Genomic DNA, 24,879 nt, shown 5'->3' on the forward strand with positions numbered 1-24,879 from the left:
GTCGCTCCATGCCACGTTCCGGGTTCATCGGTGGGGCCGCGGCCGGATTCGCGCTGGCGTTACTCGCGGTCGGGATGGCCGCCAATTCCAGCACCGTCGTCGTCACGCGGGCCGGCGGGTCGCTGCCATTGACCGGCGACGAACTCGTGCACGGGGACGGCGGCGCGCCGGATCAGTTCGCGGCCGGGAGCGGGTCGCACTGGAACGTGCTCAACTGGGGGCCCGGTCCGCTCGCCGCGGTGCCGGCGTCGTACGGGCTGGACGACGTGGACGGCACAGGCCGTACCGTCAAACGCCTTTTTGTTTCTTCGCAGGCGAATCCGGATGTGGGGACGGCCGCGAGCGTGGTGAACATGTCGACGTCCGACGATTCGGGACTGTCGTTCCCGGCGACCCGGCGGAACTTTCCGACCACCGCGCTGAACATGGTGCGGCTGCCGGACGGGTCGCTGCTCGGCATCGACTTCATTCCCGAATGGGCGGACGCCGCGCACACCCGCGTGAACCTCATCGTGCACACGTCCAAGGACGGCGCGAAATGGACGACGAAGAAGGCGCCGCTCACCATGCCGCCGGGGATGCCGCTCGGGCCGGTGTCCAACGGGCTGCGAGTCCACAGGGCGCCGCTCGTACTGCCCGACGGCACCATCCTCCAGCCCGCCTACACGGTGCTGGCCGGGACCAGCCGGCAGATCTCGATCGTCCTGCAGTCCACGGACAACGGGAAGTCGTGGACGTTCCGCTCGCAGATCAGGAGCGAGAACACGCCCGGCACGAACGAGGTCGGCTGGAGCCGGACCAGCGACGGGCGGCTGACCGCGGCGCTGCGCACCACCGACAACCCGGCGCGGCTCGTGCAGTCGTTCTCCGCCGACGACGGGCGCACCTGGAGCGAGCCGGTACCGCTGCGCGGCCCCGACGGCGCGCAGGTCGTCGGCATCTATCCGGACCTGGTGCTGCAGCCCAACGGGACGCTGCTGCTGTCGACCGGGCGGCCGGACGTTCGGGTCCTGACGAGCTTCGACGGGACCGGCGCGCGGTGGGATACTCAGGAGACGGTGTTCGCGAACTACCCGTCGACCGGCAACAACGGGCGATACGACGGCACCAGCGGCAACACGAGCCTCGAATCGGTCTCGGCCAGCCGATCCGTGCTCTTCTACGACCAGTGCGCCGTGTGGGGATGCGGCGCGTACGACGAACAGATGGGCATCAGCGCGCAGTACGTCGCGGCGGTCACCCCGGGCACGGGGCGCATCGACGTGATGAGCAAGCTGCTCGACGGCAGCGCGACCCTGACCGGAACCTTCGGGCGCACGGACAAGAACTTCCCGGAGCGAAGGCCGCAGGGCGCGTTCGACGGCAGCACCTCCCCCAGCGCCGCCGCGGTGCTCAGCAAGGACATGGTGCTGAAGCTCGACCGCGCGTACGCGGTGAACCGGATCGGGCTCATGCTCGGCACCGGGCAGCCGCAGACCGCCACGGTCCAGCTGTCCGCCGACGGTGAGCACTGGTCGGCGCCCGTCGTCGACGCGGCCGGGCGGCGCGACTGGGCGCTGCGCTACACCGACTTCCCGGTGCAGCAGGCGCAGTACGTCAAGGTCACCGGGGCCGGCGCCACCGTCACCGAGCTGGAGGTGTACGCCGCCGGCATCGACACGTTCGAGAACGAGAAGCCGTTCGCGGTCCCCCGCGGCTGGCGCGACGCCGAGCACGCCTGGGTGACCGACGTGGCGCCCAACGTGGCCTACGGCGAGTTCGGCGGCGCCCACAGCGCCACCGCCCTGCGCCTGTGGGACAAGTGGACCGACGACAACGCCCGCATCACCCGCTCCTTCCCCGCGGCCGCAAGCACGAGCGTGGCCATGCAATGGGGCTACGCCGACGGCCGGACGAAGTTCACCATCAATGTGAGCGGCGGCGGTACACCAGCATGGTCCTTCGCCATCGTCGCCGGCGCCACCGCGACCACGCCCCAGTCGGTGCAGGTCTTCGACGGCAAGGCCTGGACCAGCCTGGGCTCGCTGAGCGCCGTCGTGCCCGCCCGCACCTACGTCCCGGTCACCCTCGACGCCGACGCGACCACCGCCGCGCTCACCGTCAACGGCCAGCGGTTCACCACGACCGTCCGCTCCGGCCCGGCGGCCACGTTCGACGCGCTGACCCTCACGACCGGCGACCCGGCCGAGTACGGCGGCGCCTACTACGTCGACGACGTGTCCATCTCGTAGGCGATCTTCCCGCGCCGGGAGGTGGTCTCGAAGGCCCGATGAGCGTCGGCGGCGGCGCTCATCGGGTACGTCGCCACCCCACCGGAAGCCCCGGTCACGAGCAGCCGCATCCCGGGCGCGACGCCCAGCCGGTCCAAGGCACGGGTAGCCGTCTCCAGGCTCGTCCCGGCCGCCCCCGCCTCGGCCCACGGCATCGCGGGCGGGCGGCGGGCCCAGTGCCGCAGCACCGCCAGCGAGGCCGTCGCGCCCCCGAGCGCGGCGAGCGGCACGATCCCGAACACCTCGTCGCCGAGCGCCCACCCGGTCACCCCCGGACCGAGCTCGTCGATCACCCCGGCCGCGTCGACCCCGGGAATGTGCGGCAGCGCAATGCGAGCCGCCGCCGGAGAACGACCCGCCCGGAGGTTGACGTCGACCGGGGACACGCCCGCCGCGCGGACGCGGATGCGCACCTCGCCCGGCCCCGGGTGCGGGTCGGGCGCGGAGGCGAGCTGAAGGACATCGGGCGGCCCGAACCGCGCGAACTGTACGGCCTGCATGCGGGCTACCGTAGGCCGGGAAACCGCAAGCGCACCGGAAGTGAGAGCCGTGGACGCCGGATCGACTCGGAACCGCCGCAGCGACGCGCAGGACAACCGGGAGCGGATCGTGGCCGCCGCGCGGGCCGTCTTCGGCGCGGCACGAGACGCGCCGACCAGGGAAGTGGCGCGGGCGGCCGGGGTCGGGGTGGCGACGGTGTACCGGCACTTCCCGAGCCGCGAGGACCTCGTCGACGCCGTCCTGCGCGAGCTCGTCGACGGCTGCGAGCGCGACCTGCGCGCCGCGGTCGCGCACGAGGACCCGCGCGCCGGGCTGGAGATGGTCATCCGAGCGTTCGCCGCGCGACAGGCGGAGCATCGCGAGCTTGGGACCGTACTGCTGCGGCGTTTTCAAAAAGAGCGCGCCGAGCACTCGGCCCAGTTCGAGGCCCTCGTGGCCAGGGCCGCCCTGCGAGAAGGGCTGACGGTCCAGGACGTGCGCGCCGCGCTGATGGGCATCGCCGGGGTGAGCACAGCAGCGGTGCCGCGGCTGACCGACGTGGTGCTCGCCGGGATACTGGCGTGATGTTCGTCATCGACGCGGGCTCGGCGGTGCCGCCCTACGAGCAGCTCCGCCTGCAGGTCGCCGCCCGCATCCGGGACCGGTCGCTCGCCGTGGGGACCCGCCTGCCGACCATCCGCAGCCTCGCCGCCGAGCTCGGGCTGGCCGTGAACACCGTGGCCCGCACCTACCGCGAGCTGGAGGACGCCGGCCTGATCGAGACCCGCGGCCGGGCCGGGTCATACGTCACCGCGGCCGGCCAGGCGGCGCTGGAACGCGTGCGGCGGGCCGCCGAGGACTTCGCGGCGGTGGTCGCCGCCTCCGGAATCGAGGCCGAGGAGGGGCTGCGAATCGCGGAGGCGGCGCTGAACCGCAAGAACTAGGCCGGGACGGCCATCGAGGCGAGCAGCAGCTTGGCCTGGATCGCCGCGGCCGACGCCTCCATGCCGTTGAACATGAACGCGAGCAGCGCGTCGTTGCCCACCCACGCGCAGATCGACAGCGTCGCGCCGTTCGAGGACGTCTTCTGGCACTCGGAGCTGCCGCCCAGCTTGCCCGCGTCGAACGGGGTCGAGTCGGAGCCGGTGCTGTTGAGCGACTTGAACGCGCCCGTGAAGAAGTCCTTGAGCTGCTTGTCCGGGCCGCCGATGCTGAACGCCGAGCCGGTGCCGCCCCAGACCACGACGACGTGCGAGGTCTGCTTGGTGTCCTGATACTGCGCCGCGAACGGGTTCTCCACGCCGGCGTCGGCCATCTGCTGGCTCATGGTCTTGGCCTGGTCCTGGTTGGACTGCTTCTTCCAGTTGCCAACGGTGGCCGGCGCGGTGAGCGTGACCTTCGGGTTGGTCGGCGCGGTGGTCTTCGGCGCGCCGGTCGTCTTCGTCGCCCCGGCCGTCGCGGTCGCGGTCCCGGTCGGGCCGGCGGTGGTCGCGTTCGCGGTCGGGGTCGTGGGCTCGTCGGAGGAGCTGAGCTTGTACGCGACCGCGCCCACGCCGCCGATCAGCACGATGGCGATCGCGACGATGACGCCGATCATGAGGCCGTTGCTCCGCTTCGGCGGCGGCGGCGTGTAGAGCGGCGGCTGCTGGGGCTGGTTGTAGCCGTACCCCTGGTCGTACGCCGGCGGCTGCTGGTACGCGGGCGGCTGCTGGTACGCCGGGGGCTGCTGGTAGGCCGGCGGCTGCTGCGGCTGGCCGTAGCCCTGGCCGTACTGGGGCGGCTGCTGCGGCTGCTGACCGTACGGGTCGTAGTTCGGCGGCTGACCATATGGGTCGGACATGAAGACTCCTCGGCGCAGGTGAAGACCGCCGCAGCATAGTCGGCCCTCGCTACAACTGGTGTCGCATACAAGGCTCAGCTTCCGCCCCCGGCGGCCGATCGGCAGGCGTGTGGCGCGCGCCGGACCGGCCCCTGATCCACGCGCGCGACCGGGTGGCGGCGACGCGCTCGATCGCCTACTTCTTCATCGCCGGCGGGTCCGTCGTCGGCGCGTGTGCGCTGCTCGTGCCCGGTTTCGCCGGCGGCTCCACGGCGGGCGTGCTGACCACCGAGGCGGTCGCGGGATCGATGGTCTCGGCGGGCGCCCTGTGCCGGCTGACCCCGCAGCGGATTCCCGATGTGTTCTGGGTCATCGTGCCGTTCGTGGCGGTCGCGCTGATCGGTGCGCTCAACCTGGTGACGCACGATGTCAGTGTCAGTGCGCACTTGTACTTCCTGTGGCCCCTCCTCTACGCCGCCACCTTCGTCCGCCGGGATCTGCTGTATGCCCTGCTCGCCACGGCCAGCGCGACGGACGCGGCGGTCACGTTCTGGCTCAAGTCCGACGTCAGCGCGGCCACCGACATCGCCGCGCTGGTCACCGCCTACACCGTGTGCACGGTCGTGGTGTCGAAGCTGCGGGGCCGCTCGGAGGCGCTGGTGGCCCGCCTGGAGGAGCAGGCCCTGACCGACCCGCTGACGTGCCTGCCCAACCGGCGCGCCTTCGACCTGGAGCTGACCCGGGCGCTCGCTTCCGGCTCCGAGCGCTGCCTGCTCATCGTCGACGTCGACCACTTCAAGACGATCAACGACACCTGGGGCCACGGTACGGGCGACGCCGTCCTGACCCGCGTCGGCGCGGCGCTGCGCACGGCGACCGGACCCGGCGACGCCCCGGCCCGCCTCGGCGGCGACGAGTTCGCGGTCGTGGTGGAGGGCGGCGAGGAGCGCGCCCGCGCGGTGGCGGCCCAGGTCCGCGAGCTCGTCGCGCACTCCTCGGACCTGCCCGACGGGCTGCCCACGCTCAGCATCGGCCTGGCCTCGACCGCCGACCTGCCCGCGGCGGGCGCGGAGGCGCTGCTCGCGGCGGCCGACCGGGCGCTCTACGACGCCAAGTTGCGCGGCCGGAACCGGGTCGCCTCAACGCGAGAAAAGCCCGAAATTCCCCGTTTTTCGATTACGCGCAGTAGTGATGGGTAAGCATAGGGTGATCGCTGTCGAGACCAACGGGGGTTTCACTCAATGCCTGCCAGCAAAAGCAAGCGGCGTCTGCCGGTTGCCGTTGGGGCCGCTAGCTTCCTCGCCGTACTGACCGCGGGCGTGCTCAACCAGACCGGAGCCGGCGCGCAGACCGTGTCGCCCGGGGCGCGCGCGGCCGAGACGATGACGCCGGATCCCGGGCTCAGCGCCTGGACCACGGCCTATCCGGGTGCGCCGGGCAGTGCCACGCCGTGCCCGACCGACACGTTCGGCAATCCGCTGCCGACCGACACCGCGACGCCCACGCCGGGCGGATCGGTCGTCTACCCGCCGAGCCCGGTCGCGCCGAGCGCCTCGGTGATCATCCCGCCGGGCATGTTCCCGACGCAGGAGCCCAACCCGGGCTCGACGGTGCCGGGCACGGAACCGATGCCGGGCTCTTCGGTCGGTCCGGTGACCAACCCGATGCCGGGCGGCCCGGTCATCCCGGGCACCGAGGAGACGCCGCTGCCGGGTGCCACCGACATGCCGATGCCGGTGCCCATGCCGACCGACACCATGAACCCGGTGCCGCTGCCGACCGACACCTTCGGCAACCCGATGCCCACGGACACGGGGATGCCGACGCCGATGCCGACGGACACCATGAACCCGGTGCCGCTGCCGACGGACACCGCGACACCGGCGCCGACGCCGAGCTGCACCACCGCGGCGCCCACGCCGATGCCGATGCCGACGGACACCTTCGGCAACCCACTGCCCATGCCAACCGACACCATGAGCCCGACGCCGATGCCGATGCCGACCGACACGTTCGGCAACCCGGTGCCGCAGCCGACGGACACCATGAACCCGGTGCCCATGCCGACCGACACGTTCGGCAACCCGATGCCGATGCCGACCGACACCATGAACCCGGTGCCGCTGCCGACGGACATCAACGGCAACCCGATCCCGGCGCCGGTCCCGACCGACATCAACGGCAACCCGATCCCGGCCCCGACCGACACGTTCGGAGCCCCGCCGGCGCCCATGCCGACGGCCTCCGTGGTCGTGCCGGCACCCATCCCGAGCATCACGTACACCGAGCGCGCGCGCTGATCGCACGAACCGGGCACGGGGCGGATCCGCGAGGGTCCGCCCCGTGCTCTCATGCGTGAGCGAGGGCTGCCCGCTGGTATGGTCACGCGATGTTGACGGGTACGGCCGGCTTGGACGAGACGGGCGACACGACCGCACCTGCCACCGAGGGCAGGATCGTGAGACAGCGTCGCAGCGAGGAATCGGACGGCATCGCCGAGATCACCACGAACCGCACCGGCCGCCGGGCCGACCTGCTCGCGCTCGGCAGCTACCTGCTGGGCGCCCTGTTCGTGGTCGCGCCGATCCTCGCCCACTACGGCCGGCGGATGCCGATCAGCCCCGGTGACCGCGCCCAGGCCGAGTACTTCCTGGCCTGGTCGGCCCGGGTGGTCTCGCACGGCGAGAACCCGTTCCACATCACGCAGTACAACGCCCCCCTCGGCGTCAACGGCATGGCCAACACCACCGTGCTCGGCCTGGGGCTGCCCCTGTCGCCGATCACGCTGCTGTTCGGGGCCCAGGTCACCTTCGACATCCTCATCGTGCTGGGCATCGCCGGCACCGCCGCCGCCTGGTACTGGGTGCTCTCCCGGCACCTGGTGAGCAGCCGCACCGCCGCGTGGGTGGGCGGGCTGGTCGGCGGTTTCGCGCCGACCGTCACCTCGCACGCGTCGTACCACGTGAACCTCGTCGCGCAGTTCCTGGTACCGCTGCTGGCCTGGCGCACGTTCAAGCTGCTCGAGGGCCGCCCGGTGCGCAACGGGCTGATCCTCGCCGCGCTGGTCGTCTACCAGGTCTTCATCAACGAGGAGACGCTGTTCCTGGCCGCCCTGGCGATCGCGCTGGTGCTGCTGCTCTGGGCGGTGCAGCGCCGGGACCGGGTGCGGGCCGCGATCCGGCCGCTCGCCGCCGGGCTGGGCGTCACCGCGGGCGCGTCGCTGATCCTGCTGGCCTACCCGCTGTGGTTCCAGTTCTTCGGGCCGGGCGCGTACCACGGCGGCGAGAAGTACATGACCACGTTCCGCATGGACGTGCTCGGCATGACCTCCTACGGCAGCAACAGCGTGGCCGAGCGCCTGCGCCGCTTCGGCGAGCCGCCGCCGCCCCTGGGCGCCGAGGAGCACGGCTTCCTCGGCTGGACCCTGGTGCTGCTGCTGGTCGCGCTGATCGTCTGGCAGTGGCACGACGTGCTGATCCGCAGCCTGGCCATCACCGGCGTGGCGTTCCAGGTGCTGGCCTGGGGCTCGCCGCTGCAGTGGCAGGGCCGCGACACCGGCATCCCCGGGCCGTTCGCGCTGCTGCAGCACCTGCCGCTGTTCGACACGCTGCTGCCCACGCGCCTGGGCGAGGTGACGAACTGGGCGGTGGTACCCATCCTGGCGCTGGGCGTCCAGCGCCTGCTCGAGCTGGACGGGCTGCCGGCGCGCACCCGGCGGCTGTTCATCGCCACCGCGCTCGTGGCCGCCCTGCTGCCCGCCGCGCCGATGCCGATCAAGGTGGTGACCCGCCCCGCGATCCCGGCGTTCGTGTCGGCGGGGACCTGGAAGCAGTACGTCGGGCCGGACCAGACGGTGCTCATCGTGCCGCTGCCGCAGTGGGACTTCCCGACCGCGATCTGGTGGACCGGGTCGACCGACACGGACATGAAGGTGTCGCACGGCTACTTCCTCGGCCCCGCCGACGGCATCGACGGCCACCACGCCACCCCCGGCCCGGCCCAGCGCCCGACGGACAAGCTGTTCGCCGAGGCCATGTACAAGGGCACGGTCCCGCCGATCACCGACGCGGACCGGGCCGCGGCCCGGGACGACCTGCGGTACTGGCGGACCTCCCTCGTGCTGGCCCCGCAGGGCGCGCAGTGGGAGGCCGTGCGCACCACGCTGACCGGCCTGTTCGGCCCCGGCACGAACACCGGCGGCGTCTGGATGTGGGACGTTCGTCACTTGTAGCGGTTGACAGATCGCCCTCCGTGCGTGTTCATCGAGTGATGCCGATCGTGAACGCGTCCGGGTGAGGCGCCTGCTCGCCGTGCCGGCGGCGCGGACGTACCTGCTCGGGCAGGCCGTCTCGCTGCTCGGCGACTCGACCCTCTGGCTCGCCACGAGCGTGTGGGTCAAGACGCTCACCGGCAGCAATGCCGCAGCCGGGCTGGTGTTCTTCTGCTTCACCGCCCCGGCGCTGCTCGGACCGGTGGCCGGGGCGCTGGTCGACCGGTTCCGCCGGCGCACGCTGCTGATCTGGGCCAACGCCGGGGCCGCGCTCGCCGTCCTGCCGCTGCTGGCGGTCGACGGGCCGGGCCGGATCTGGCTCGTGTACTGCTCGATGGCCCTTTGCGGCGCCGCCTACACGCTGCTCACCCCGGCCCAGTCCGCCCTGCTGGTCTCGATCGTCCCCGGCGACCTGCTCGCCGACGCCAACGGCCTGCTGCGCACCGCCCAGGAGACGCTGCGCCTGATCGGGCCGCTGCTCGGGGCCGGGCTGTTCGTGCTGACCGGGCCGACCGCGGCGATCCTGGTCGGCGCGGTGAGCTACGCCGTGCCGATCGTGTCGCTGCTGCGGCTGAAGGTCGAGGAGCGCCGCCCGGAGCGGCTGGCCGGCGAGGGCGGCGGCCTGCGCTTCATCGCCCGCCAGCCCCGGCTGCGCCCGGTCGTGCTGGCCGCGGCGTGCGCGCTGTGCGTGTTCGGGTTCAGCGAGACCACCGTGTTCGCCGTGGCCGGCCAGGGCCTGCACCGCTCCCCCGCGTTCGTCGGGGTGCTCGCCGCCGTGCAGGGCGCGGGCGCGCTGATCGGCGGGCCGAGCGCGGCGCCGCTGGTCCGCCGCCTGGGCGAGGCCCGGCTGATGGCCGCCGGGATGGTGGCCGGGGCGGCCGGGGCGCTGTTCCAGGCGGTGCCGGTCGACGCCCTGGTGCTGCCCGGGGCCGCGCTGTTCGGCGTCAGCCTGCCCTGGCTCACGGTCGGCTTCATCACCCGGGTCCAGCTGGTGACCCCGCACCGGCTGCAGGGCCGGGTCTTCGCGGCGGCGACGATGGCGGTCACCGTGCCGCAGACCGTGTCCATCGCGCTGGGGGCGGCGCTGATCGCCTCGACCGGCTACCGGGCGCTGCTGGGCACGATCGCCGCGGTCCTCGTCCTGTGCGCGGTCTATCTGCTGCTGCTGCCGGAGGAGCGCCCCACCGCGGCCCGCACGCCGTCCAGCACGGTCTGCAGCCCGCGCTCGAAGCTCGCGTCGCTGTTCGGGTCGAGGATCGTGCGGAGACTTGCGCTCATCAGGGGGTACACCTCGAGGAACCGGAACACCTCGTCGACTCCCAGCCCGGCCTCGTCCCCGCCGCCGCCCCGCAGCCGGTCGGCCTGCTCGTCGAGCGTGAAGCCCGACACGTAGTTGCTCACCGCGATCAGCGCCGTCATCGCGTCGACCGGGGTCAGACCGGCCGCGCACAGCACTTCCAGCTGCCGTTCGATGTTCCGCAGTTGTACCGCCTGAGGCCGCGTCGACGCCGCCAGCATCGCCCCGTCGCGGTGCCGGTTGAGCCCGGCCCGCAGCTCCCGCGCGCGCTCGGCCAGCCAGTCGTCCCACGCCTCGCCGGGCGCGAGCGGCTCCGCGTGCTGCGTCCGGGCGGCGATCGTCTCGGCCAGCTGGTCGAGCAGCTCCTGCTTGTTCTTGAAGTGCCAGTAGAGGGCCGGGGCCTGCACGCCGAGCTCGCGGGCGAGCCGGCGCAGCGACAGCCCGTCCAGGCCGGCCTCGTCCAGCAGATCGATGGCGGCCGCGATCACCCGTTCCCGGTCCAGCGGCACGATTGACAGCTTAACAGTGTTCAGGCACCCTTAACACCGTTAAGGACTTAACGGTGTTAAGGAGTCCTGTCATGATCGAGACGCGCGGTTTGATCAAACGCTTCGGGGGCCGGCCCGCGCTGGACGGGGTCGATCTCGACGTCCCCGCCGGGACCGTGTGCGGCCTGCTCGGGCCGAACGGGGCCGGCAAGACCACGGTGGTGCGCATCCTGGCCACGCTGCTGCGCCCCGACGCCGGCACCGCCCGGGTGGCCGGCCACGACGTGGTGCGCGACGCCGCCCGGGCGCGGCTGCAACTGGGGCTGGCCGGGCAGTACGCGGCCGTCGACGAGGTGCTCACCGGCCGGACCAACCTGGTGCTGTTCGGCCGGCTGTACCACCTCCCGCCCCGAGCGGCCCGGCGGCGGGCCGACGAGCTGCTGGAGCGGTTCCGGCTCACCGCGGCCGCGAACCGGCCGGTGCGCACCTACTCGGGCGGCATGCGCCGCCGCCTCGACCTGGCGGCCAGCCTGATCATCGCCCCGGCCTGCCTGTTCCTGGACGAGCCGACCACCGGCATCGACCCCGGCACCCGGCTGGAGATCTGGGACATGATCGCCACGCTGGTCCGGGAGGGCACGACGGTGCTGCTCACCACGCAGTACCTGGACGAGGCCGACCGCCTGGCCGACCAGATCGTGGTGCTGGACCGGGGCCGGGTGGCCGCGGCCGGCCCGCCGCTGGAACTCAAGCGGGCCATCGGCGGGGCCCGGGTCGACGTCGTCGTGCGCGACCCGGCCCGGGCCGGCGCGGCCGCGGCGATCATGGGCGGCGACGTGACGGTCGCCGGCGCCCGGCTCTCGGTCACCTCCGACGAGCTGGTCCGCATCGCCACCGAGCTGGCCGCGGCCGGCGTCGAGGTCGACGACATCGCCCTGCGCCGCCCCACCCTCGACGAAGTGTTCCTGCACCTGACCGCACCGGCCGGCGGGGTGGCGGCATGATCGCGGACACCTGGGTGCTCGCGGGGCGCAGCTTCTCGCGGCTGCGGCGGGAGCCCGGCGAGCTGATCGGCTTCCTGGTCTTCCCGGTCATCATGATCGTGCTGTTCGCGTACGTCTTCGGCAGCGCGATCAGCCTGCCCGGCGGCGGCGACTACAGCGCGTTCCTCATGCCGGGCATCTTCATGCAGACCATGGCCCTGACCGCGGTCCAGGCCGCGACCCGCACGAACACCGACATGACCCAGGGCATCATCGACCGCTTCCGGTCCATGCCGATCGCCCGCGCGGCCGTGCTGACCGGGACGAACCTCGCCGAGCTGCTGCTGCGGCTGCTGGGCCTGGCCGCCATGGCGCTCTGCGCGCTGCTGCTGACCCACTGGGCGCCGCACCGCGGGGTGCTCGCCACGGCGGCCGGCTTCGGGCTGCTGGGCCTGTTCGGGCTGGCCATGATCTGGGTGGGCACCTGCATCGGCCTGGCCGTGGCCAGCCCGACGATCGCCGACCAGGCCACGTTCACGTGGCTGTTCCCGATGACCTTCCTGGCCAACACGTTCGTGCCGACCCAGGGCCTGCCGTTCTGGCTGCGCCCGCTGGCCGACTGGAACCCGATGAGCGCGACCGTCGCGGCCGTGCGGGCGCTGTTCGGCAACCCGTCCCCGGCGGCGGCGCACGCGGCCTGGCCGCTGCTGCACCCGGTCGCCACGTCGCTGGCCTGGTCGCTCGGGCTGCTGGCGGTGTTCGTGCCGTTGTCCGTGTGGCGGTACCGCAAGGCGGCGCCGCGCTAGCCCATGACCCGAGCGCCGTACATGGTGCCGACCGACAGCAGCGCCCGCGCGGTCCGGGCCCGCTTGAGGTCGGCCGCGCTCAGCGCCCGCCAGTCGGGCGGCAGGGCGTGCAGCTGGGCCAGGGTCATCGGCATCGCGGCCAGGCTCAGCCGGGTCAGGTCGCCGGCCAGCGGGGTGGCGACCCGCGCGGTCAGGCTGCGGACGAACCACATCCAGCGCCAGACCCACTCCTCGCGCGACCAGGCGCCCGCGTCCGACGCCTGGTCGAGCAGCCACAGCTCCAGCCCGGCCCAGCCGGCGGCGCGGTCCGGGTCGCCGAAGCGCAGCGAGGCCAGCGGGTGCACCAGGGAGGTCCACCACTCGGCGGCCTCGGACGTGTCGGGGACCCGGTCGGCGAGCCACTCGGCCCGCTCGATCCGGGTCAGCGGCAGCAGGTAGTCGAGGCTCTCGCAGACCGCCCGCCAGCGCGCCTCGGGCAGCGCCGGCTGCTCCGGGACCGGCCAGACCGGCGCGGCGATGGCGATCACGGTGCCGTCCCCGGTCGCGGTGACCGTCGAGCCGCTGAGCGGGGCCCGCAGGAGCACGTCGGTCGTGCCGGCCCGGCTCGGCGCGAGCGGGACCAGGACCTGGCCCACCCGGCGCAGCTGCTCCTGCAGGTCGTCCAGGCGGACCTCGGCCGGCAGGCGGTCGGCCCGGACCACCAGGAACCGGCCCTGCCACGGCTCGTTCGGGCCCAGCCGCTCGTAGTGGCACTCGACCGGGCCGAAGTCGCGGTACATGCCGTCCGGGTCCTGGTGCTCGGCGTAGTCGGCGCCGAGGGTCGAGGCCAGGGCGTGGATCGGGGCATCGGCGCTCAGCCCCTGCACGCGGGCGGTGGCGAGCGCCTCGAGACACAGCTCGAGCGGGTCGCTCACAGATTCATGCTGGTCGTTGATCGCCTGCGCCACGCCAGCGATCGTACGCACCCGTGCAAAGGGTGGCGCGGTTTATGAAATCTGGAAGCTCTCGCCGTACACCTTCCAGCTGAGTGGCGTGTGCAGATCCAGGTTGCCGGCCTTGAGGAACTGCCGCTGCGCGGTGTCGACCCGGCTGGTGTCGCTGTGCGCGGCCTCGGTGCGCATGGCCGTCGCCCGGGCGTCCAGGAAGGCGGTCAGGTAGGCCACCTCGCTGCCGCCCTGGGCCGGCGACTTGGCCTTGGTCAGCGCGGCCTTGCGGATGCCGCCGAAGCTGTCCGCGTCCGGGCCCGGGCCGTGCATGACCATGGCGTCGTAGTAGGCGAACTGGCCGAGCGCGCCGAGGCCGTCGGACCGGGCCTGGGCGACGGCGGGGTTGAAGTACACCCGGTCGCGCTCGTCGTCCTGGGCCTTCGTGAACTGCGGGTCGCCGGCGGCCGAGCGCCACGCCGCCTCGAAGCCGTCCAGGCCGGCGTGGGAGGCGCTGCCGTTGACCTTGCGCAGGGCCGGCAGGAACCTGGCCAGCGGGTTGGACGGCACGCGCTGCGTGTAGGCCTCGACGAGGTCGAGCATGTCGCCGGTACCCGAACAGAACCCGATGATCCCGCCCGTGAACCCGCGCCCGTCGCCGATGTCCTCGATGTACTTGTACTGCGCCTTCCAGTCCAGCGACGAGTTCTCGGCCGAGGAGACCAGCTGCATCGCGATCTCCTTCTTCGCCGGCTCGGCCAGCCCGGTGCCCGCGGCGGTGGCGGGCGGCGTGGTCTGGGTCGCGGTCGGCTTCGTCGGGCGGGGCGCGCCGGAGGTGATCACCGGCGCGGCCTGGGAGGCGCGGGCGGGGCGGCGCTGGGCCGGGGCGTCGCCGGACGGCTGGCCGGGGCCGTAGACCTCGAAGTCGTACAGCGAGTACCCCCACTTGGTCCCGCGGGCCGAGCCGAGCATGCGCACGTAGCGCCCCTGCCCCGACAGGCCGGTCAGGTCGTCGGTGCCGCCGTCGCCCGCCCTGGTGGCGAAGATCGTGGTCCAGGCGCCGCCGTCCGGCGAGGTCTGGATCTCGTACGCCTTGCCGTACGCGGTCTCCCAGCGCAGCCGGACCCGGCTCACCTGGTGCGCGGCGCCGAGGTCGACCGAGATCCACTGCGGGTCGGCGCCCTCCTCGCTGCCCCAGCGGCTGCGCCCGTCGCCGTCGACGGCGTTGCCGGGCCCGAGCTCCGGCACCTCCACCGACGACGCCTCGGCCGGCCGGCCCCGCGACAGCAGCGGGTCGGTGGCCGCCTCGGCCCCGACGTTGGCCCAGACCACCAGCGGCACCGCGACGAGCGCCCCGGCGGCGGCACACCACGCGACGAGCCTGCGAGACACCTGCATCGAACCCTCCCGGCGTACGGTTGCGACCTGGCCGATCGGACCATGTATCCGGGTGAGTGAGCAGCCTGCCAAAGGTGGATTTCAGAAAAGCCTCAGGCCGGCCGTCCCGTACGGGTGACGGCTCCTAAGAAAGTCCTTTGAGCAGAAGATCCGTAAAGGCGTCCACGACCTGCTCGTCGTCGTAGGCGCCGCCGGGCGGCAGGGAGTAGCTCACCAGGGCCAGCATCGCGCCCATGCCCGCGGCGATGAGCTCGGGCTCCCCCGGCAGCTCGTGGCCGCCCTCCCGGAGCCATTCGAGGTGGTCGCGCAGCACCGCGGTCTGCCCGGTCAGGTCCCGCCAGGCCCGGCCGGAGGCGGGGTCGTCGGCCACCATCGACTGGAACAGCGCCACCTGGATCGCCCGGTGCTGGCGCATCACGCCCCAGGCGATGGCCAGGTGCGCGCGCAGCTGCTCGCGGTCGGTCAGGTCGTGCTCGCGCGGGTGCGGGTCCGCGGACAGCCGCTCGTCGGCGGCGTCCTCGAGATCGCCCAGCAGCGCCCGCAGCAGCTCGTCCTTGTCCGCGAAGTGCTCGTAGAACGAGCCCGTGGAGCGGCCGGCGGCGGCGGTGATGTCGGTGATCTTGGTGTTGAGGTAGCCGCGCTCGCCGAACAGCGTGCGGGCCGCGTCGAGCAGCGCCGCCCGGGTCTGCGCGGCCCGCGCCTTGCGTACCCCCTGCGTCATGCCCCGTGATCCTTCCAGATCTGGCCGCCGTCCTGCCGGTTGACACAGCCCAGCTTACCGAACACACTTTCACTGAACACAGATTCGGCGAATTGCGATTCGGTCAACCAGGGAGGGTGACATGCGAGCGATCGTGATCGGGGGCGGGGTCGGCGGGGCCACGGCGGCGCTGGCGCTGCGGCGCATCGGGGCCGAGGTGACCGTCTACGAGGCGTACGCGGACCCGGCGGGCGACGTCGGCTCCTGGATCAGCCTGGCCGCGAACGGGCTGCGGGCCGTCGACGCGCTGGGTTGCCTGGAGGCGGTGCGGGCGGCCGGGTTCGAGATCGAGCGGCAGCGGATGTGGTCGGCGGGCGGCATGCTCATCGCCGACGTGGCCCGCGGCCGCCGGGAGAGCGACACCCTGCGCAGCGTGTCGCTGATGCGCGGCCGGCTCGTCGCCGCGCTGCGCGACGCCGCGGCCGAGGCGGGCGCGAAGATCGTCACCGGCGTGCGGCTGGCCGCGGCGGCCGAGACCGAGTCGGGCGTCGTCGCCACCTTGGAGGGCGGCGCGACCGACACGGCCGACGTGCTCGTGGCGGCCGACGGGATCTGGTCCACGGTCCGCGGCGCGCTCGACCCGGCGGCTCCGGTGCCGCAGTACGCCGGGCTGTACTCGATCTCCGGTGTGGCCCACCTCGACGGGGTCGACCCGGGCGTGTTCAACATGACCTTCGCCCGCAACGGCGCCTTCCTGCACGTGCGGGCGGGCGACGCGGTGTGGTGGTCGGCCCAGGTCAACGCTGCTCAATTTGTTGTCGAGGACCTCGCCGGGCTGTTCCGCGACGAGGCGGTGCCGTCCGCGATCATCGCGGCCACCGCCCAGGTGCACTCGGCGACGCCCATGCACGTGCTCGAACCGGTCAAGACCTGGCACAGCGACCGGATCGTGCTCATCGGCGACGCCGCGCACCCGGTCGGGGCCGGGCAGGGGGCGTCCATGGCGATCGAGGACGGCCTGGCGCTGGCCGTCTGCCTGCAGGCCGAGCCGACGGTCGCGCGGGCGCTGCGCCGCTACGACGGGGAGCGGCGGCCCCGGATCGTCAAGGTGCTGGGCACGGCCGAGGACAACCGCAACGCCAAGAAGGCCGGCCCGGTCAAGCGCCGGATGCAGGCGGCCATGATGCGGATCTTCGTGCCGATGTTCTACGAGAAGGCCACAGCGTGGTTGTACTCATACGAGCCCGCCAAACTCGCGAAGTAACCTTTGCGCGGTGAAGCAGATCGACGACCTCGTGCGCGGGGCGGTGGCCTACGAGGACGGCCTGGATCTCCTCGCCGTCGCCCCCGCCGCCGAGGTCGACCCGGCGCTGTTCGGCGCGCTCGCCGACGCCGTGGCCCGGCTCGTGCGCGGCGGGTGGCAGCCGGCCGAGCTGCACCGGGCCGTGGTCCGCCGCGGCGGGACCGACCGGCCGCTGCTCGCCGCCGCCCTGGTCGACGCGATCGCCGCCCTGCTTCGCGGGTACGCCCGCCGCTCCGTCGACGAGCGCTGGCTCGCCCAGGCCGACGAGCTGGGGGCGGCGGTGTGGTGGAGCGCCGACGCGTCCTACGTGTCCGAGCTCACCGCCCGCCGACGCCTGGACCGGATCTCCGTCGTCGACGATCTCCTGGGCCTGCTGGTCGTGCTGCGGGCGCTGCATCCGATCGAGGTGCTGGTACCGCCGCCGGGGTCTGCTCTTGTTCCTTCGACGAAGGCGAGCGCGGTCGACTCGCGGCTGCTGGACAAGGTCCGGGCGCTGCTGGCCAAGGCCGAGTCGACCGGCTATCCGGCCGAGGCGGAGACCTACACGGCCAAGGCGCAGGAGCTCATCGCCCGGCACGCGATCGACGAGGCGCTGCTGGCCGGGCGGGACGGGGCCGGCGCGGACGTGGTGCCCTTCGCGCGGCGGATCGGGGTGGACCACCCGTACGAGAATGAAAAGGCGTCCCTGCTCGACGCGGTGGCGGAGGCGAACCGCTGCCACACCGTGTGGTCGCCGGACTACGGCTTCGCCACGGTGTTTGGGTTCGACGCGGACATCGACGCGGTCGACCTGCTGTACACCTCGCTGCTCGTGCAGGCCGGACGGGCCATGGCGAAGGCCGAGCCGCCCGGGGGCAAGGCGGGGCGGGCCCGGCTCAAGACGTTCCGCCAGTCGTTCCTCGTCGCGTACGCGGTGCGCATCGGCGAACGCCTCGCCCGCGCGACCGAGCTGGCGATCGAGGAGGCGGCCGCGGCGAGCGACCTGCTGCCGGTGCTGCGCTCCCGCGACGAGCAGGTCCGCGAGACGATGGCCAAGATCTTCCCGCGCACCGTGCGCGGCCGCGGCAGCCGCGTCGACAGCCTGGAGGGCTGGGAATCCGGCCGCGAGGCGGCCGACCGGGCGATCTTGAACTAGTCGTTCGTCCGAGGCCCTTTGCCCGCGCGCATGGAATTCTCCCGCGCATGCTGAGACTCCCCGCCGGACAGGTCGCGGCCGGCCACCTGCCGCACGTGTGCCCCCGCCATGGCGAACCCGCCGTCGAGATGCGGCCGATGAAGTTCATCTCGAAGCCGCCGTCCTGGGCGCCGATCCTGATCCTGGCCGCCGTGATCGTGTACGTGATCGTGGTGACCGCCATGCGCAAGACCGTGCAGGCCGCGGCGTGGCCGTGGTGCGAGCAGTGCAAGGCGTCGCGCTCGAAGCTGATGGGCATCGGCTGGGGCACCCTCGGCGTCGGCGTGCTCCTGCTGATCGCCGGCTTCGCCACGATCAACGGCGACCTCGGGCCGGTGCTGGTCCTGGTCGGGATCTTCGGGCTGCTGGTCGGCCTGATCGTGGCGTCGCGGGCCGGGCACCAGATGGTGGCGCGCGCCTTCGTGTCGCAGGACGGGCAGTTCGTCGAGGTGGCCAAGCCCGATCCGCGGTTCATGCAGGCGTTGCAGTACCGCTGAGGCTTTCGCGGTTGTTGTCAAGGGTGGGCCCGGGCGCTCCGCCAACTGGTGCGCCCGGGCCCGCCTTTCCCCCGCCCTCAGGGGGTCTGCCGGCGCTCTCTTCGCCGCGTTCGCCGCATTGCTGAGAGAGCGCTCTCTGAAGAGAACTCCTTCTATGGCCCCGTTGTCAAGGGCTACCGGTGTTTGCGCTGGGAGAGCGCTCTCCGCACGAATCGCGCTGACGCCTTCCCGACACAGTTGAACCGCCGCCGCCCGGGATCCGTGAGCCCGGCATGCGCATCCTGTTCAGCGCGTGCCCGTTGTCCGGACATGTCGCGACAATGCTGCCCCTGGTACTGGCCGCCCGCACCGCCGGCCACACGGTCGCCCTGGCCACGGCCGCCCCGGTCGACGCCGCCCACGGCCTGGAAACCTGGCCGGTGGGCGGCGCGGCCCCGGGTTTCCGCGGCGGCGGCACCGCAGCGCAGCGGTCCGCCTACTTCGCCAGCTCAGCCGCCGCCCGAGCCGCCGACCTGATCCCCAGGGCCGACGCCTGGTCCCCGGATCTGATCATCTCCGACACCGCCGAGGTGGCCGGCCCGGTAGCGGCGGCGGTGACCGGCGCCAGACACGTGATCCACGGCCTGGGCGCGATGCCCCCGATGGTCGTCTGGCACGCCTACGCCGTCCACCTCGACACCCTCCTGTCCCGCTGGGGCACCGGCACGTCGGCCGACGACATCCGCGACACGCTGTACCTGGACGTCTGTCCCCCGGCCCTGCGCCGCCCCGGCGAGCCGATCTGGTCCCGCACCCTGGATCTGCGCCCGACCCCCGTCCCACCACCGGCCGGCGATGCGGTGCTGGGGCGGGTCGCGGGGATGCCGTACCGCGACACGGTCCTGGCCCGCCCCGCCTCGTTCGAGGACGCCCTGGCAATGCTGCGGGGCGTCCGCGACCTGCGGATCAACCTGCTGCTGTGCGCGGACCCGGCCGACTTCGGGCCGCAGCCGCCGAACGTGCTGATCGCCCGTACCGCCCTGCCCTCCGGTTGCTGCGCCCAGGTCTCCACGGGCGGCCCGGGCGTGCTGCTGCCGGCCCTGGGCCAGGGCCTGCCTCAGCTGATCCTGACCCAGGAGCAGACCGCTCCCGACGGCACCGTGACCCACGGCGGCGCCGCCCTGACCATCAACGCGGCCACCCCGTCGGCGGTGGAACGGGCCATGCACCTCCACCTGCCACGCCTGCTGGCGGACCCGGCCTTCGCGGCGGCGGCCGCCTGGTCCCAGGTCGAAATCGCCGCCATGTCCTCCCCGGCCGCGGTGGTAAGAACCCTGACGTCGCAGGGAGTGCCGGCCTTGCGCTGACAGGTTTGCCGCCGTCCTTCGACGGGTAGCGACGCGTGCATGTGGTTGATCGCGCGCGCCGCCCTCCTCGGCCTGTCGTCCGGCGGCCGCAGCGTCGCAGCCCCGGCGGCGGTGGCGTTCTCCAGCGGCTCCCGCCCGTGGCGCGCGGTCACGGCGGCGGCCGCGGTCGGCGAGTTCGTGGTGGACAAGCTGCCGAACGCCCCGAGCCGCCTCGCCCCCGCCCCGTTGGCGGGCCGCTTGGCCTTCGCCGGCCTCGCCGCCGGGTTCCTGGCCCGCCGCGAGGGCCGCAACCCGATCGCGCCGGCTTTGGTGGCCGCGGCGGCCGCGGTGGGCGGAAGCTACGCGGGCGCCCGGTGGCGCGCTTACGCCGCGGACCGGCACTGGGCGGCTTTGCCGGCCGCGCTGGCCGAGGACGCCGTGACCTGGGGCCTCGCCACGGCGGCCGCCCGCCGCTGACCCGCCCCACCCACGGCACAGCGACGCGCTGCATCGCGCCCGGCTCGCCCTCGTCTCACCGCGCACTCCACACGACGCGCCGACAATCCCAACTCACCGCACACGGCACAGCGACGCGCCGCACCGCGCCTGGCTCGCCCCCATCTCACCGCGCACTCCACACGAGGCGCCGACAATCCCAACTCACCGCACACAGCACAGCGACGCGCCGCATCGCACCCCCATCTCACCGCCCACTCCACACAAAGCGCCGACGACCCCAACTCGCCACAGTCGCATTCGTTGCGATCGCCGGGAACGCCTGGGCGCCGAGATCCCGCGATCGACGACGGCCTGATCGCGCGCCACGATACGCAGGGCCACGCTCAACGGCGCCGTCAGTTTCCGCCGCAGCCGCGATGGGGACCGACTCGCCCTCGCGCGAGCCCGTCACGTCGGGATGCGCGGGACTCGCTCGTGGCGGCGAGGTCGGGGCTTCCTCACGCGGACGGCTGCCACAAGCCCACGCCCGACAGCATGGCGGCGTCAGAAAGCGTTCCCGGTCGGGACAGAGCCGCGGCGCCAAGAAGGGGGCGGTGGCGTCAGAAGGCGTTCCCGCTCGGGACAGAGCCGCAGCGCCAGGAAGGGGCGGCGTCGACGGCGCGGGCGCGTCAGAGAGTCTTCCCCGGGCGAACGTGGCGGCGTCAGAAGCGTGGCGCAGGCGGACAACGCGGCGGACCGACGTCAGAGGGCGCGGTGCGGGCAGCGCGGCGGATCGGCGTGAGGGGGCGCGGTGCGGGCAGCGCGGCTGCCTCAAAGCACGCGCCGAGCGGGACAACACAGCGGCGGAGGTCGCAGGGTGCGCCGCGGCGGGCAAGACGGCGGCGTCAGGGAGCGCACCGCGGACTCGGAGCGGCGTCAGAGGCTGTCCTACGGACGGCGCGGCGGCGTCAGAAGACACGGCGCGGGCGGACGACACGGCGAATCGGGGCCAGAGAGCGGGGCCAGAGAGCGGGGCCAGAGAGCGGGGCCAGAGAGCGGGGCCAGAGAGCGGGGCCAGAGAGCGGGGCCAGAGAGCGGGGCCAGAGAGCGGGGCCAGAGAGCGGGGCCAGAGAGCGGGGCCAGAGAGCGGGGCCAGAGAGCGGGGCGCGGCAGACAGGACGGCGGCGACGTCGGACGGCGCGGACCGGGCGCCAACACGCTGGCGGCATCAGATGGCACGGACCAGGCGGGGGTAACGCGGTGGCGGCGTCGAAGGGCGCGGCGCGGGCAGTCCCGCCACACAAAAGCGCGCGATCAGTACGCCGCGGCGTCAATGTGCGCGCCGAGCCGGGCAACACAGCGGCAAGATCAGCATCCGCGCGGCGGGCAAAACGGCGGCAGAAGCACAGGATGCGGCGCGGCGGGCAAGACGGCGGCGGCGTCAAAGGGCGCGGGCCAGGGCGCCGCCAAGCGTTACTGGGCGTGGCGCGGGCGGTGTGGCGGCTGCTGCTCCGAAGACGGCGAGTCGTCGTCCGAAGCCGCCGCCCGAGGTGGCCGCGACGGCAAAGCGATCGCCCGCCGTGAAGGCAAAGCGGGCAAAGCGATCGGCACCACAGCCTCCTCGTCCAGCAGGTCCGGCCGAGCGTGGCGCGCCGAGGGACCAGGTGGCAGCGAAGGCGGCTCGCCAGGCAGCGGCAAGGGCGGCACGCGCCGCAGGGACAGCAGCGTGGCCAGCCCGACCAGTACGGCGCCCAGGATCACGGCGGCCAGCGGTAAGTAGGTCGGGATGCCCAAGTACACCGTGATGCCCAGAATGCGCGACAAGCCCCAAGGCAGCAGGGCCATCTGGTCGTTCCAGATGGTCAGCGAGCGCTCCAGCCCCAGCACCGCGACCAGCCCGCCCAGCACCAGCAAGGGCACGCCCGCGCCGGCCAGGGCGACCGCCAGGGCGCGGCGGCGGGGTAGGGAGTAGCGGTCCCGGGCCACGAAGGCGACCGCCGCGAAGAGCCAGGCGAAGGCGGCGAAGGCGATGCACACGTAGGCCGTGCGGCGCACGGGGTCGGTCCAGAAGGCGAACCAGTAGCCGCCCGGGCCGTGCAGGGTCAGGGCGGCCAGGAGGATCACGGTGCGCAGGAGGGCGACGCCGCCGATTGCGGCCCAGACGTGGAAGGGGTCGCGGCGGCCGATCAGGGCTCGGGCGGCCGCGGCGAACAGGAGCCAGCCGCCCAGGGAGACGACGAGGTGGGCCGGGGCGGCGAACCAGGTGTACACCAGGCGGGACAGGACCAGGGCCGCCGTCGGCAGGGCGATGACCAGGACGCGGTCGAGGCGGCTGGGCAGCGGGGAGAGGTCGGCCAGGCGCCAGGGGCGGGTCGCGCCGAGCCACAGGGCGCGCAGGCCCGTCGACCGGCCCACCGCGCCGACCAGCAGGAGGAGCACGATCAGGCCCAGCAGGACGCGGGCCCACACGGCCATCAGCGGGTCGCGGTCCGCGCGGAGAGCGCCCAGGTCGGCGGCGGTGAAGTTGTACGCCGGCAGGTCCACGTCGCCGCCGTAGCGGGCGATGTGCGCGTCGCGGGCCGCGCGGTACTGCCGTTCCGCCTCCTTCCACTGCGTGTGGGCCGTGGCGGAGCCGGTGTCGAGCCACTGGGCGTGGCGCAGGAACGTCGTGCGGTACGCCCCCAGCGTGCGGAACAGGTCGGTCTCGTACTCGAGCGTGTCGAGCAGCTTGGCCCGCAGGGTCGCGTCGCGCCACGTCGCCGGGTCGGTGGCGGCGATCGTCTCCTGCATCGAGGCGGCCAGGGCCACGGCGCGGTCGCCCTCGGCGATGGTCTGGTCGATGCGGTCCTTGGCGACGGCGTAGATGCTGTCCAGGGCCGCGGAGTCGCCGGTGACGATGTCCCACTCGAAGATCCACATCATCGGCGGGGGTTCCAGGCCCAGGGCGCGGACCTTGTCGTCGGCGTACGGGCCCAGGTAGAGGCCCTTGGTGATCGCCTCGCGGGACATGGCCATCATGCGGCAGACGGCGGTGACCGTGGCCGGGTCGTCGGAGAAGGTCTGCCGGGCCCAGTCGGCGGTGATCTGGACCGCCGGGGTGGCCGGGTCCCAGGCGAGCCGGCCGAGGGCGTAGGAGTTCAGGTCGTACAGCTGCCAGAACCCCGAGCGCAGCAGGAGCGTCATCGGCCCGGCGCGCAGCGGGCCCCCGTCCTGGGTCCAGGTCCAGATGCCCTCGACGTGCGGGTTGGCCGACAGGAAGCGCTGCAGGGCCTGCTGGTGCAGCCCGGTGAGGTCGTTGGGCAGCGAGCCGAAGGCCTCGAACTCGCGGCGGGACTGGAACTCCACGATCCGCCGCTGGGTGCCGACCTCCAGGGTCGAGTTGAACGGCAGGTGGCTGTAGAAGTCGCCGAGCGAGTACTTCGTCGACACGATCAGCCGGGTGTTGTCGATCCCGCCGAGGACCTGCTCGTAGGCGGCCGGGTCGGTGTGCAGGTCGCCGACCGCGCCGACGCCGACGGTCCAGGTGCGGAAGATGATGTCGCGGCCGGCCTCGGCGGCGGTCGTGAGCAGCGTCTCGAGCATCGTGCGGACGGCCTGCGGGGTGGTCACGGCGATCTTCGAGGAGTAGTCCCAGCCCGCCTGCTTGTAGACGTCGCCGCCCTCGCCGACGCGGATCATGAGGCCGCTGACGAAGGGCATGCGCTCGAACAGCTCGGCCAGGCCCAGGGAGTACACCTGCCAGAAATGCGGATCGTCGACCTTCAGGCCGCCGTAGGTCTTCTCGAGGTACCGCTGCAGCGGCGGCGACACGGCCAGCATGTCGGTGAGCAGGTAGACCTTCATGCCCATGTCGGACGCGTAGCGGAACACCGGCCCGAACGCGTCGGTGAGCGCCTCGGCCCGGGCGATGTGCGCGTCGCCGTCGGGGTAGATCGAGTGGCCGTCGCCGACCTTGCTGAACGCGATGTACTCCAGGAAGCCGGGCACCACCACGGCGTTGTAGCCCTGCGCGAGCGAGTGCTCGACGAACTGGTGGAACTGCCGCGTGATCCGCTCGACGGCGACCTGGTCGACCCACGGCGCCGAGGGCAGCAGCGCCCCGCCGACGACGTCGGTGTTGAGCGAGTAGTCGGTGCCGGCGGCGAACGCGGCCACGTCGGGCTCGCGGCCGACGGAGCCGGCGTCGGTGAGCCGCAGCCCGAGGCGGGCCTTGACGACCTGGCCCCGCTGCTCCTCCGGGATCAGCGGCCGGCCGGAGCGGATGCGGTCGGCCAGCGCATACAGCCCGGACGCGGCGCCGGTGTCGTCGCCGCCGGTGAGCACGAGCGGCTCGTCGAGGCGATACGACCCCGCCGGAAGGGACTGATCCAGGTGTACCGCCAGATCCGCCGCCCCGTCCGCCCCGATCACCGGCCGCGGCAGCCCGCGGCCGGCCAGGGCGTCGGCGACCGCGGTGGCGGCCAGGTTGAGCCGGGGCGAGGCCGGCACCGAGACCGAGGCGATCGCCACGGGCGCGGACGGCTCGACGTCGGCCACCGCGGAGCGCTCCACCGGGATCGCGGCCCGCTCGAACCGCAGGCCCAGCGCCCCGCCGACCCCGGCGGCGACGAGCGCGCCCAGCACCAGCAGCGCCACCAGGGTGGCGAGCGGGAGGCGAGCACGTCGTCGGGTCACGGCCGACATCGTAGGCCCGGGGTCCGACAATTCC

Annotated in this window: 20 protein-coding genes and 1 pseudogene; 14 read left to right on the forward strand and 7 right to left on the reverse strand. The window is 73.2% G+C overall.

What is annotated here, in order from left to right; translation table 11 throughout:
• Nucleotides 1-8: 8 nt before the first annotated feature.
• A complete protein-coding gene (locus tag ACQPZ4_RS40995; protein WP_433048722.1) occupies nt 9-2,231 on the forward strand; it encodes an exo-alpha-sialidase in 2,223 nt (740 codons plus the stop codon).
• Here ACQPZ4_RS40995 and ACQPZ4_RS41000 read toward each other — a convergent pair.
• Entirely contained in the window at nt 2,204-2,770 is a 567-nt protein-coding gene (locus ACQPZ4_RS41000) for an alcohol dehydrogenase catalytic domain-containing protein (RefSeq protein ID WP_433048725.1), read from the reverse strand. The two genes, ACQPZ4_RS40995 and ACQPZ4_RS41000, sit on opposite strands and share 28 nt — an antisense overlap.
• A 49-nt stretch (nt 2,771-2,819) precedes the next feature.
• Here ACQPZ4_RS41000 and ACQPZ4_RS41005 point away from each other — a divergent pair, with 49 nt between their 5' ends.
• Both ACQPZ4_RS41005 and ACQPZ4_RS41010 read left to right on the forward strand, forming a co-directional pair.
• Nucleotides 2,820-3,335, forward strand: coding sequence for a TetR/AcrR family transcriptional regulator (locus ACQPZ4_RS41005; RefSeq protein ID WP_433048728.1), 516 nt, complete (start codon nt 2,820-2,822; stop codon nt 3,333-3,335).
• Nucleotides 3,335-3,694 (forward strand): GntR family transcriptional regulator, encoded by a 360-nt coding sequence (locus tag ACQPZ4_RS41010; RefSeq protein ID WP_433048731.1) that lies wholly within the window; start codon nt 3,335-3,337, stop codon nt 3,692-3,694. The genes ACQPZ4_RS41005 and ACQPZ4_RS41010 overlap by 1 nt, the downstream gene beginning before the upstream one ends.
• Here ACQPZ4_RS41010 and ACQPZ4_RS41015 read toward each other — a convergent pair.
• Nucleotides 3,691-4,590, reverse strand: a complete 900-nt coding sequence (locus ACQPZ4_RS41015; protein ID WP_433048734.1) for a hypothetical protein — start codon at nt 4,588-4,590, stop codon at nt 3,691-3,693. The two genes, ACQPZ4_RS41010 and ACQPZ4_RS41015, sit on opposite strands and share 4 nt — an antisense overlap.
• 107 nt (nt 4,591-4,697) lie before the next feature.
• Between ACQPZ4_RS41015 and ACQPZ4_RS41020 the strand changes: the two genes are divergently transcribed.
• The 4 genes and pseudogenes from ACQPZ4_RS41020 to ACQPZ4_RS41035 form a co-directional block, all read left to right on the forward strand.
• Nucleotides 4,698-5,768, forward strand: coding sequence for a GGDEF domain-containing protein (locus ACQPZ4_RS41020; protein ID WP_433048737.1), 1,071 nt, complete (start codon nt 4,698-4,700; stop codon nt 5,766-5,768).
• Nucleotides 5,769-5,810: 42 nt separating this feature from the next.
• Entirely contained in the window at nt 5,811-6,869 is a 1,059-nt protein-coding gene (locus tag ACQPZ4_RS41025) for a hypothetical protein (protein ID WP_433048740.1), read from the forward strand.
• A 158-nt stretch (nt 6,870-7,027) separates the two neighbouring features.
• Nucleotides 7,028-8,800: a hypothetical protein gene (locus ACQPZ4_RS41030; protein ID WP_433048743.1), complete on the forward strand. Its 1,773-nt coding sequence runs from the start codon at nt 7,028-7,030 to the stop codon at nt 8,798-8,800.
• A gap of 157 nt (nt 8,801-8,957) precedes the next feature.
• Nucleotides 8,958-10,001, forward strand: a pseudogene (locus ACQPZ4_RS41035) (MFS transporter); the annotation flags it as partial.
• Here the strand turns inward: ACQPZ4_RS41035 and ACQPZ4_RS41040 are convergent.
• Nucleotides 9,992-10,645 (reverse strand): TetR/AcrR family transcriptional regulator C-terminal domain-containing protein, encoded by a 654-nt coding sequence (locus ACQPZ4_RS41040; protein ID WP_433048745.1) that lies wholly within the window; start codon nt 10,643-10,645, stop codon nt 9,992-9,994. The pseudogene ACQPZ4_RS41035 and the gene ACQPZ4_RS41040 overlap by 10 nt on opposite strands.
• Before the next feature lie 71 nt (nt 10,646-10,716).
• Between ACQPZ4_RS41040 and ACQPZ4_RS41045 the strand changes: the two genes are divergently transcribed.
• Nucleotides 10,717-11,628, forward strand: coding sequence for an ATP-binding cassette domain-containing protein (locus ACQPZ4_RS41045; protein ID WP_433048748.1), 912 nt, complete (start codon nt 10,717-10,719; stop codon nt 11,626-11,628).
• Entirely contained in the window at nt 11,625-12,413 is a 789-nt protein-coding gene (locus ACQPZ4_RS41050) for an ABC transporter permease (RefSeq protein ID WP_433048751.1), read from the forward strand. Before ACQPZ4_RS41045 ends, ACQPZ4_RS41050 begins: the two co-directional genes overlap by 4 nt.
• Here the strand turns inward: ACQPZ4_RS41050 and ACQPZ4_RS41055 are convergent.
• From ACQPZ4_RS41055 to ACQPZ4_RS41065, 3 genes are all read right to left on the reverse strand, one after another.
• Nucleotides 12,410-13,360: a hypothetical protein gene (locus ACQPZ4_RS41055; RefSeq protein ID WP_433048754.1), complete on the reverse strand. Its 951-nt coding sequence runs from the start codon at nt 13,358-13,360 to the stop codon at nt 12,410-12,412. The two genes, ACQPZ4_RS41050 and ACQPZ4_RS41055, sit on opposite strands and share 4 nt — an antisense overlap.
• 39 nt (nt 13,361-13,399) lie before the next feature.
• The gene (locus ACQPZ4_RS41060) at nt 13,400-14,734 is read right to left on the reverse strand and encodes a chitosanase (RefSeq protein WP_433048757.1); all 1,335 of its coding nucleotides are present in this window, start codon (nt 14,732-14,734) and stop codon (nt 13,400-13,402) included.
• 124 nt (nt 14,735-14,858) lie between these two features.
• Nucleotides 14,859-15,455 carry a TetR/AcrR family transcriptional regulator gene (locus ACQPZ4_RS41065; protein ID WP_433048760.1) on the reverse strand — a complete coding sequence of 199 codons (597 nt, stop codon included), beginning with the start codon at nt 15,453-15,455 and terminating at the stop codon, nt 14,859-14,861.
• A gap of 121 nt (nt 15,456-15,576) precedes the next feature.
• On the opposite strand from ACQPZ4_RS41065, the gene ACQPZ4_RS41070 reads away from it, so the two are divergent.
• The 5 genes from ACQPZ4_RS41070 to ACQPZ4_RS41090 all read left to right on the forward strand — a co-directional run bounded on the left by ACQPZ4_RS41070 (nt 15,577) and on the right by ACQPZ4_RS41090 (nt 20,210).
• On the forward strand, nt 15,577-16,698 hold the full coding sequence (locus tag ACQPZ4_RS41070; RefSeq protein WP_433048763.1) for an FAD-dependent oxidoreductase: 1,122 nt from the start codon (nt 15,577-15,579) through the stop codon (nt 16,696-16,698).
• Between the two features lie 10 nt (nt 16,699-16,708).
• The gene (locus ACQPZ4_RS41075; protein WP_433048766.1) at nt 16,709-17,872 is read left to right on the forward strand and encodes a DUF2786 domain-containing protein; all 1,164 of its coding nucleotides are present in this window, start codon (nt 16,709-16,711) and stop codon (nt 17,870-17,872) included.
• A gap of 47 nt (nt 17,873-17,919) precedes the next feature.
• Nucleotides 17,920-18,408, forward strand: a complete 489-nt coding sequence (locus ACQPZ4_RS41080; protein WP_433048769.1) for a hypothetical protein — start codon at nt 17,920-17,922, stop codon at nt 18,406-18,408.
• A 320-nt stretch (nt 18,409-18,728) separates the two neighbouring features.
• The gene (locus ACQPZ4_RS41085) at nt 18,729-19,754 is read left to right on the forward strand and encodes a hypothetical protein (RefSeq protein WP_433048772.1); all 1,026 of its coding nucleotides are present in this window, start codon (nt 18,729-18,731) and stop codon (nt 19,752-19,754) included.
• Nucleotides 19,755-19,793: 39 nt separating this feature from the next.
• The gene (locus tag ACQPZ4_RS41090) at nt 19,794-20,210 is read left to right on the forward strand and encodes a hypothetical protein (protein WP_433048775.1); all 417 of its coding nucleotides are present in this window, start codon (nt 19,794-19,796) and stop codon (nt 20,208-20,210) included.
• Between the two features lie 1,434 nt (nt 20,211-21,644).
• On the opposite strand, the gene ACQPZ4_RS41095 is transcribed toward ACQPZ4_RS41090, so the two are convergent.
• Nucleotides 21,645-24,845 carry a hypothetical protein gene (locus tag ACQPZ4_RS41095; protein ID WP_433048778.1) on the reverse strand — a complete coding sequence of 1,067 codons (3,201 nt, stop codon included), beginning with the start codon at nt 24,843-24,845 and terminating at the stop codon, nt 21,645-21,647.
• Between the last annotated feature and the right edge of the window lie 34 nt (nt 24,846-24,879).

Source organism: Dactylosporangium sp. CS-033363, assembly GCF_050942475.1.
Lineage (GTDB): Bacteria > Actinomycetota > Actinomycetes > Mycobacteriales > Micromonosporaceae > Dactylosporangium.

Excerpts from the sequence above, each read along its gene's own strand:
- ACQPZ4_RS41010 (WP_433048731.1), top strand. The coding sequence starts at position 3,335 with ATGTTCGTCATCGACGCGGGCTCGGCGGTGCCGCCCTACGAGCAGCTC.
- ACQPZ4_RS41085 (WP_433048772.1), top strand. The coding sequence starts at position 18,729 with ATGCTGCCCCTGGTACTGGCCGCCCGCACCGCCGGCCACACGGTCGCC.
- ACQPZ4_RS41090 (WP_433048775.1), top strand. The coding sequence starts at position 19,794 with ATGTGGTTGATCGCGCGCGCCGCCCTCCTCGGCCTGTCGTCCGGCGGC.
- ACQPZ4_RS41080 (WP_433048769.1), top strand. The coding sequence starts at position 17,920 with ATGCTGAGACTCCCCGCCGGACAGGTCGCGGCCGGCCACCTGCCGCAC.
- ACQPZ4_RS41060 (WP_433048757.1), bottom strand. The coding sequence starts at position 14,734 with ATGCAGGTGTCTCGCAGGCTCGTCGCGTGGTGTGCCGCCGCCGGGGCG.
- ACQPZ4_RS41015 (WP_433048734.1), bottom strand. The coding sequence starts at position 4,590 with ATGTCCGACCCATATGGTCAGCCGCCGAACTACGACCCGTACGGTCAG.
- ACQPZ4_RS41045 (WP_433048748.1), top strand. The coding sequence starts at position 10,717 with ATGATCGAGACGCGCGGTTTGATCAAACGCTTCGGGGGCCGGCCCGCG.
- ACQPZ4_RS41000 (WP_433048725.1), bottom strand. The coding sequence starts at position 2,770 with ATGCAGGCCGTACAGTTCGCGCGGTTCGGGCCGCCCGATGTCCTTCAG.
- ACQPZ4_RS40995 (WP_433048722.1), top strand. The coding sequence starts at position 9 with ATGCCACGTTCCGGGTTCATCGGTGGGGCCGCGGCCGGATTCGCGCTG.
- ACQPZ4_RS41025 (WP_433048740.1), top strand. The coding sequence starts at position 5,811 with ATGCCTGCCAGCAAAAGCAAGCGGCGTCTGCCGGTTGCCGTTGGGGCC.
- ACQPZ4_RS41050 (WP_433048751.1), top strand. The coding sequence starts at position 11,625 with ATGATCGCGGACACCTGGGTGCTCGCGGGGCGCAGCTTCTCGCGGCTG.
- ACQPZ4_RS41065 (WP_433048760.1), bottom strand. The coding sequence starts at position 15,455 with ATGACGCAGGGGGTACGCAAGGCGCGGGCCGCGCAGACCCGGGCGGCG.
- ACQPZ4_RS41070 (WP_433048763.1), top strand. The coding sequence starts at position 15,577 with ATGCGAGCGATCGTGATCGGGGGCGGGGTCGGCGGGGCCACGGCGGCG.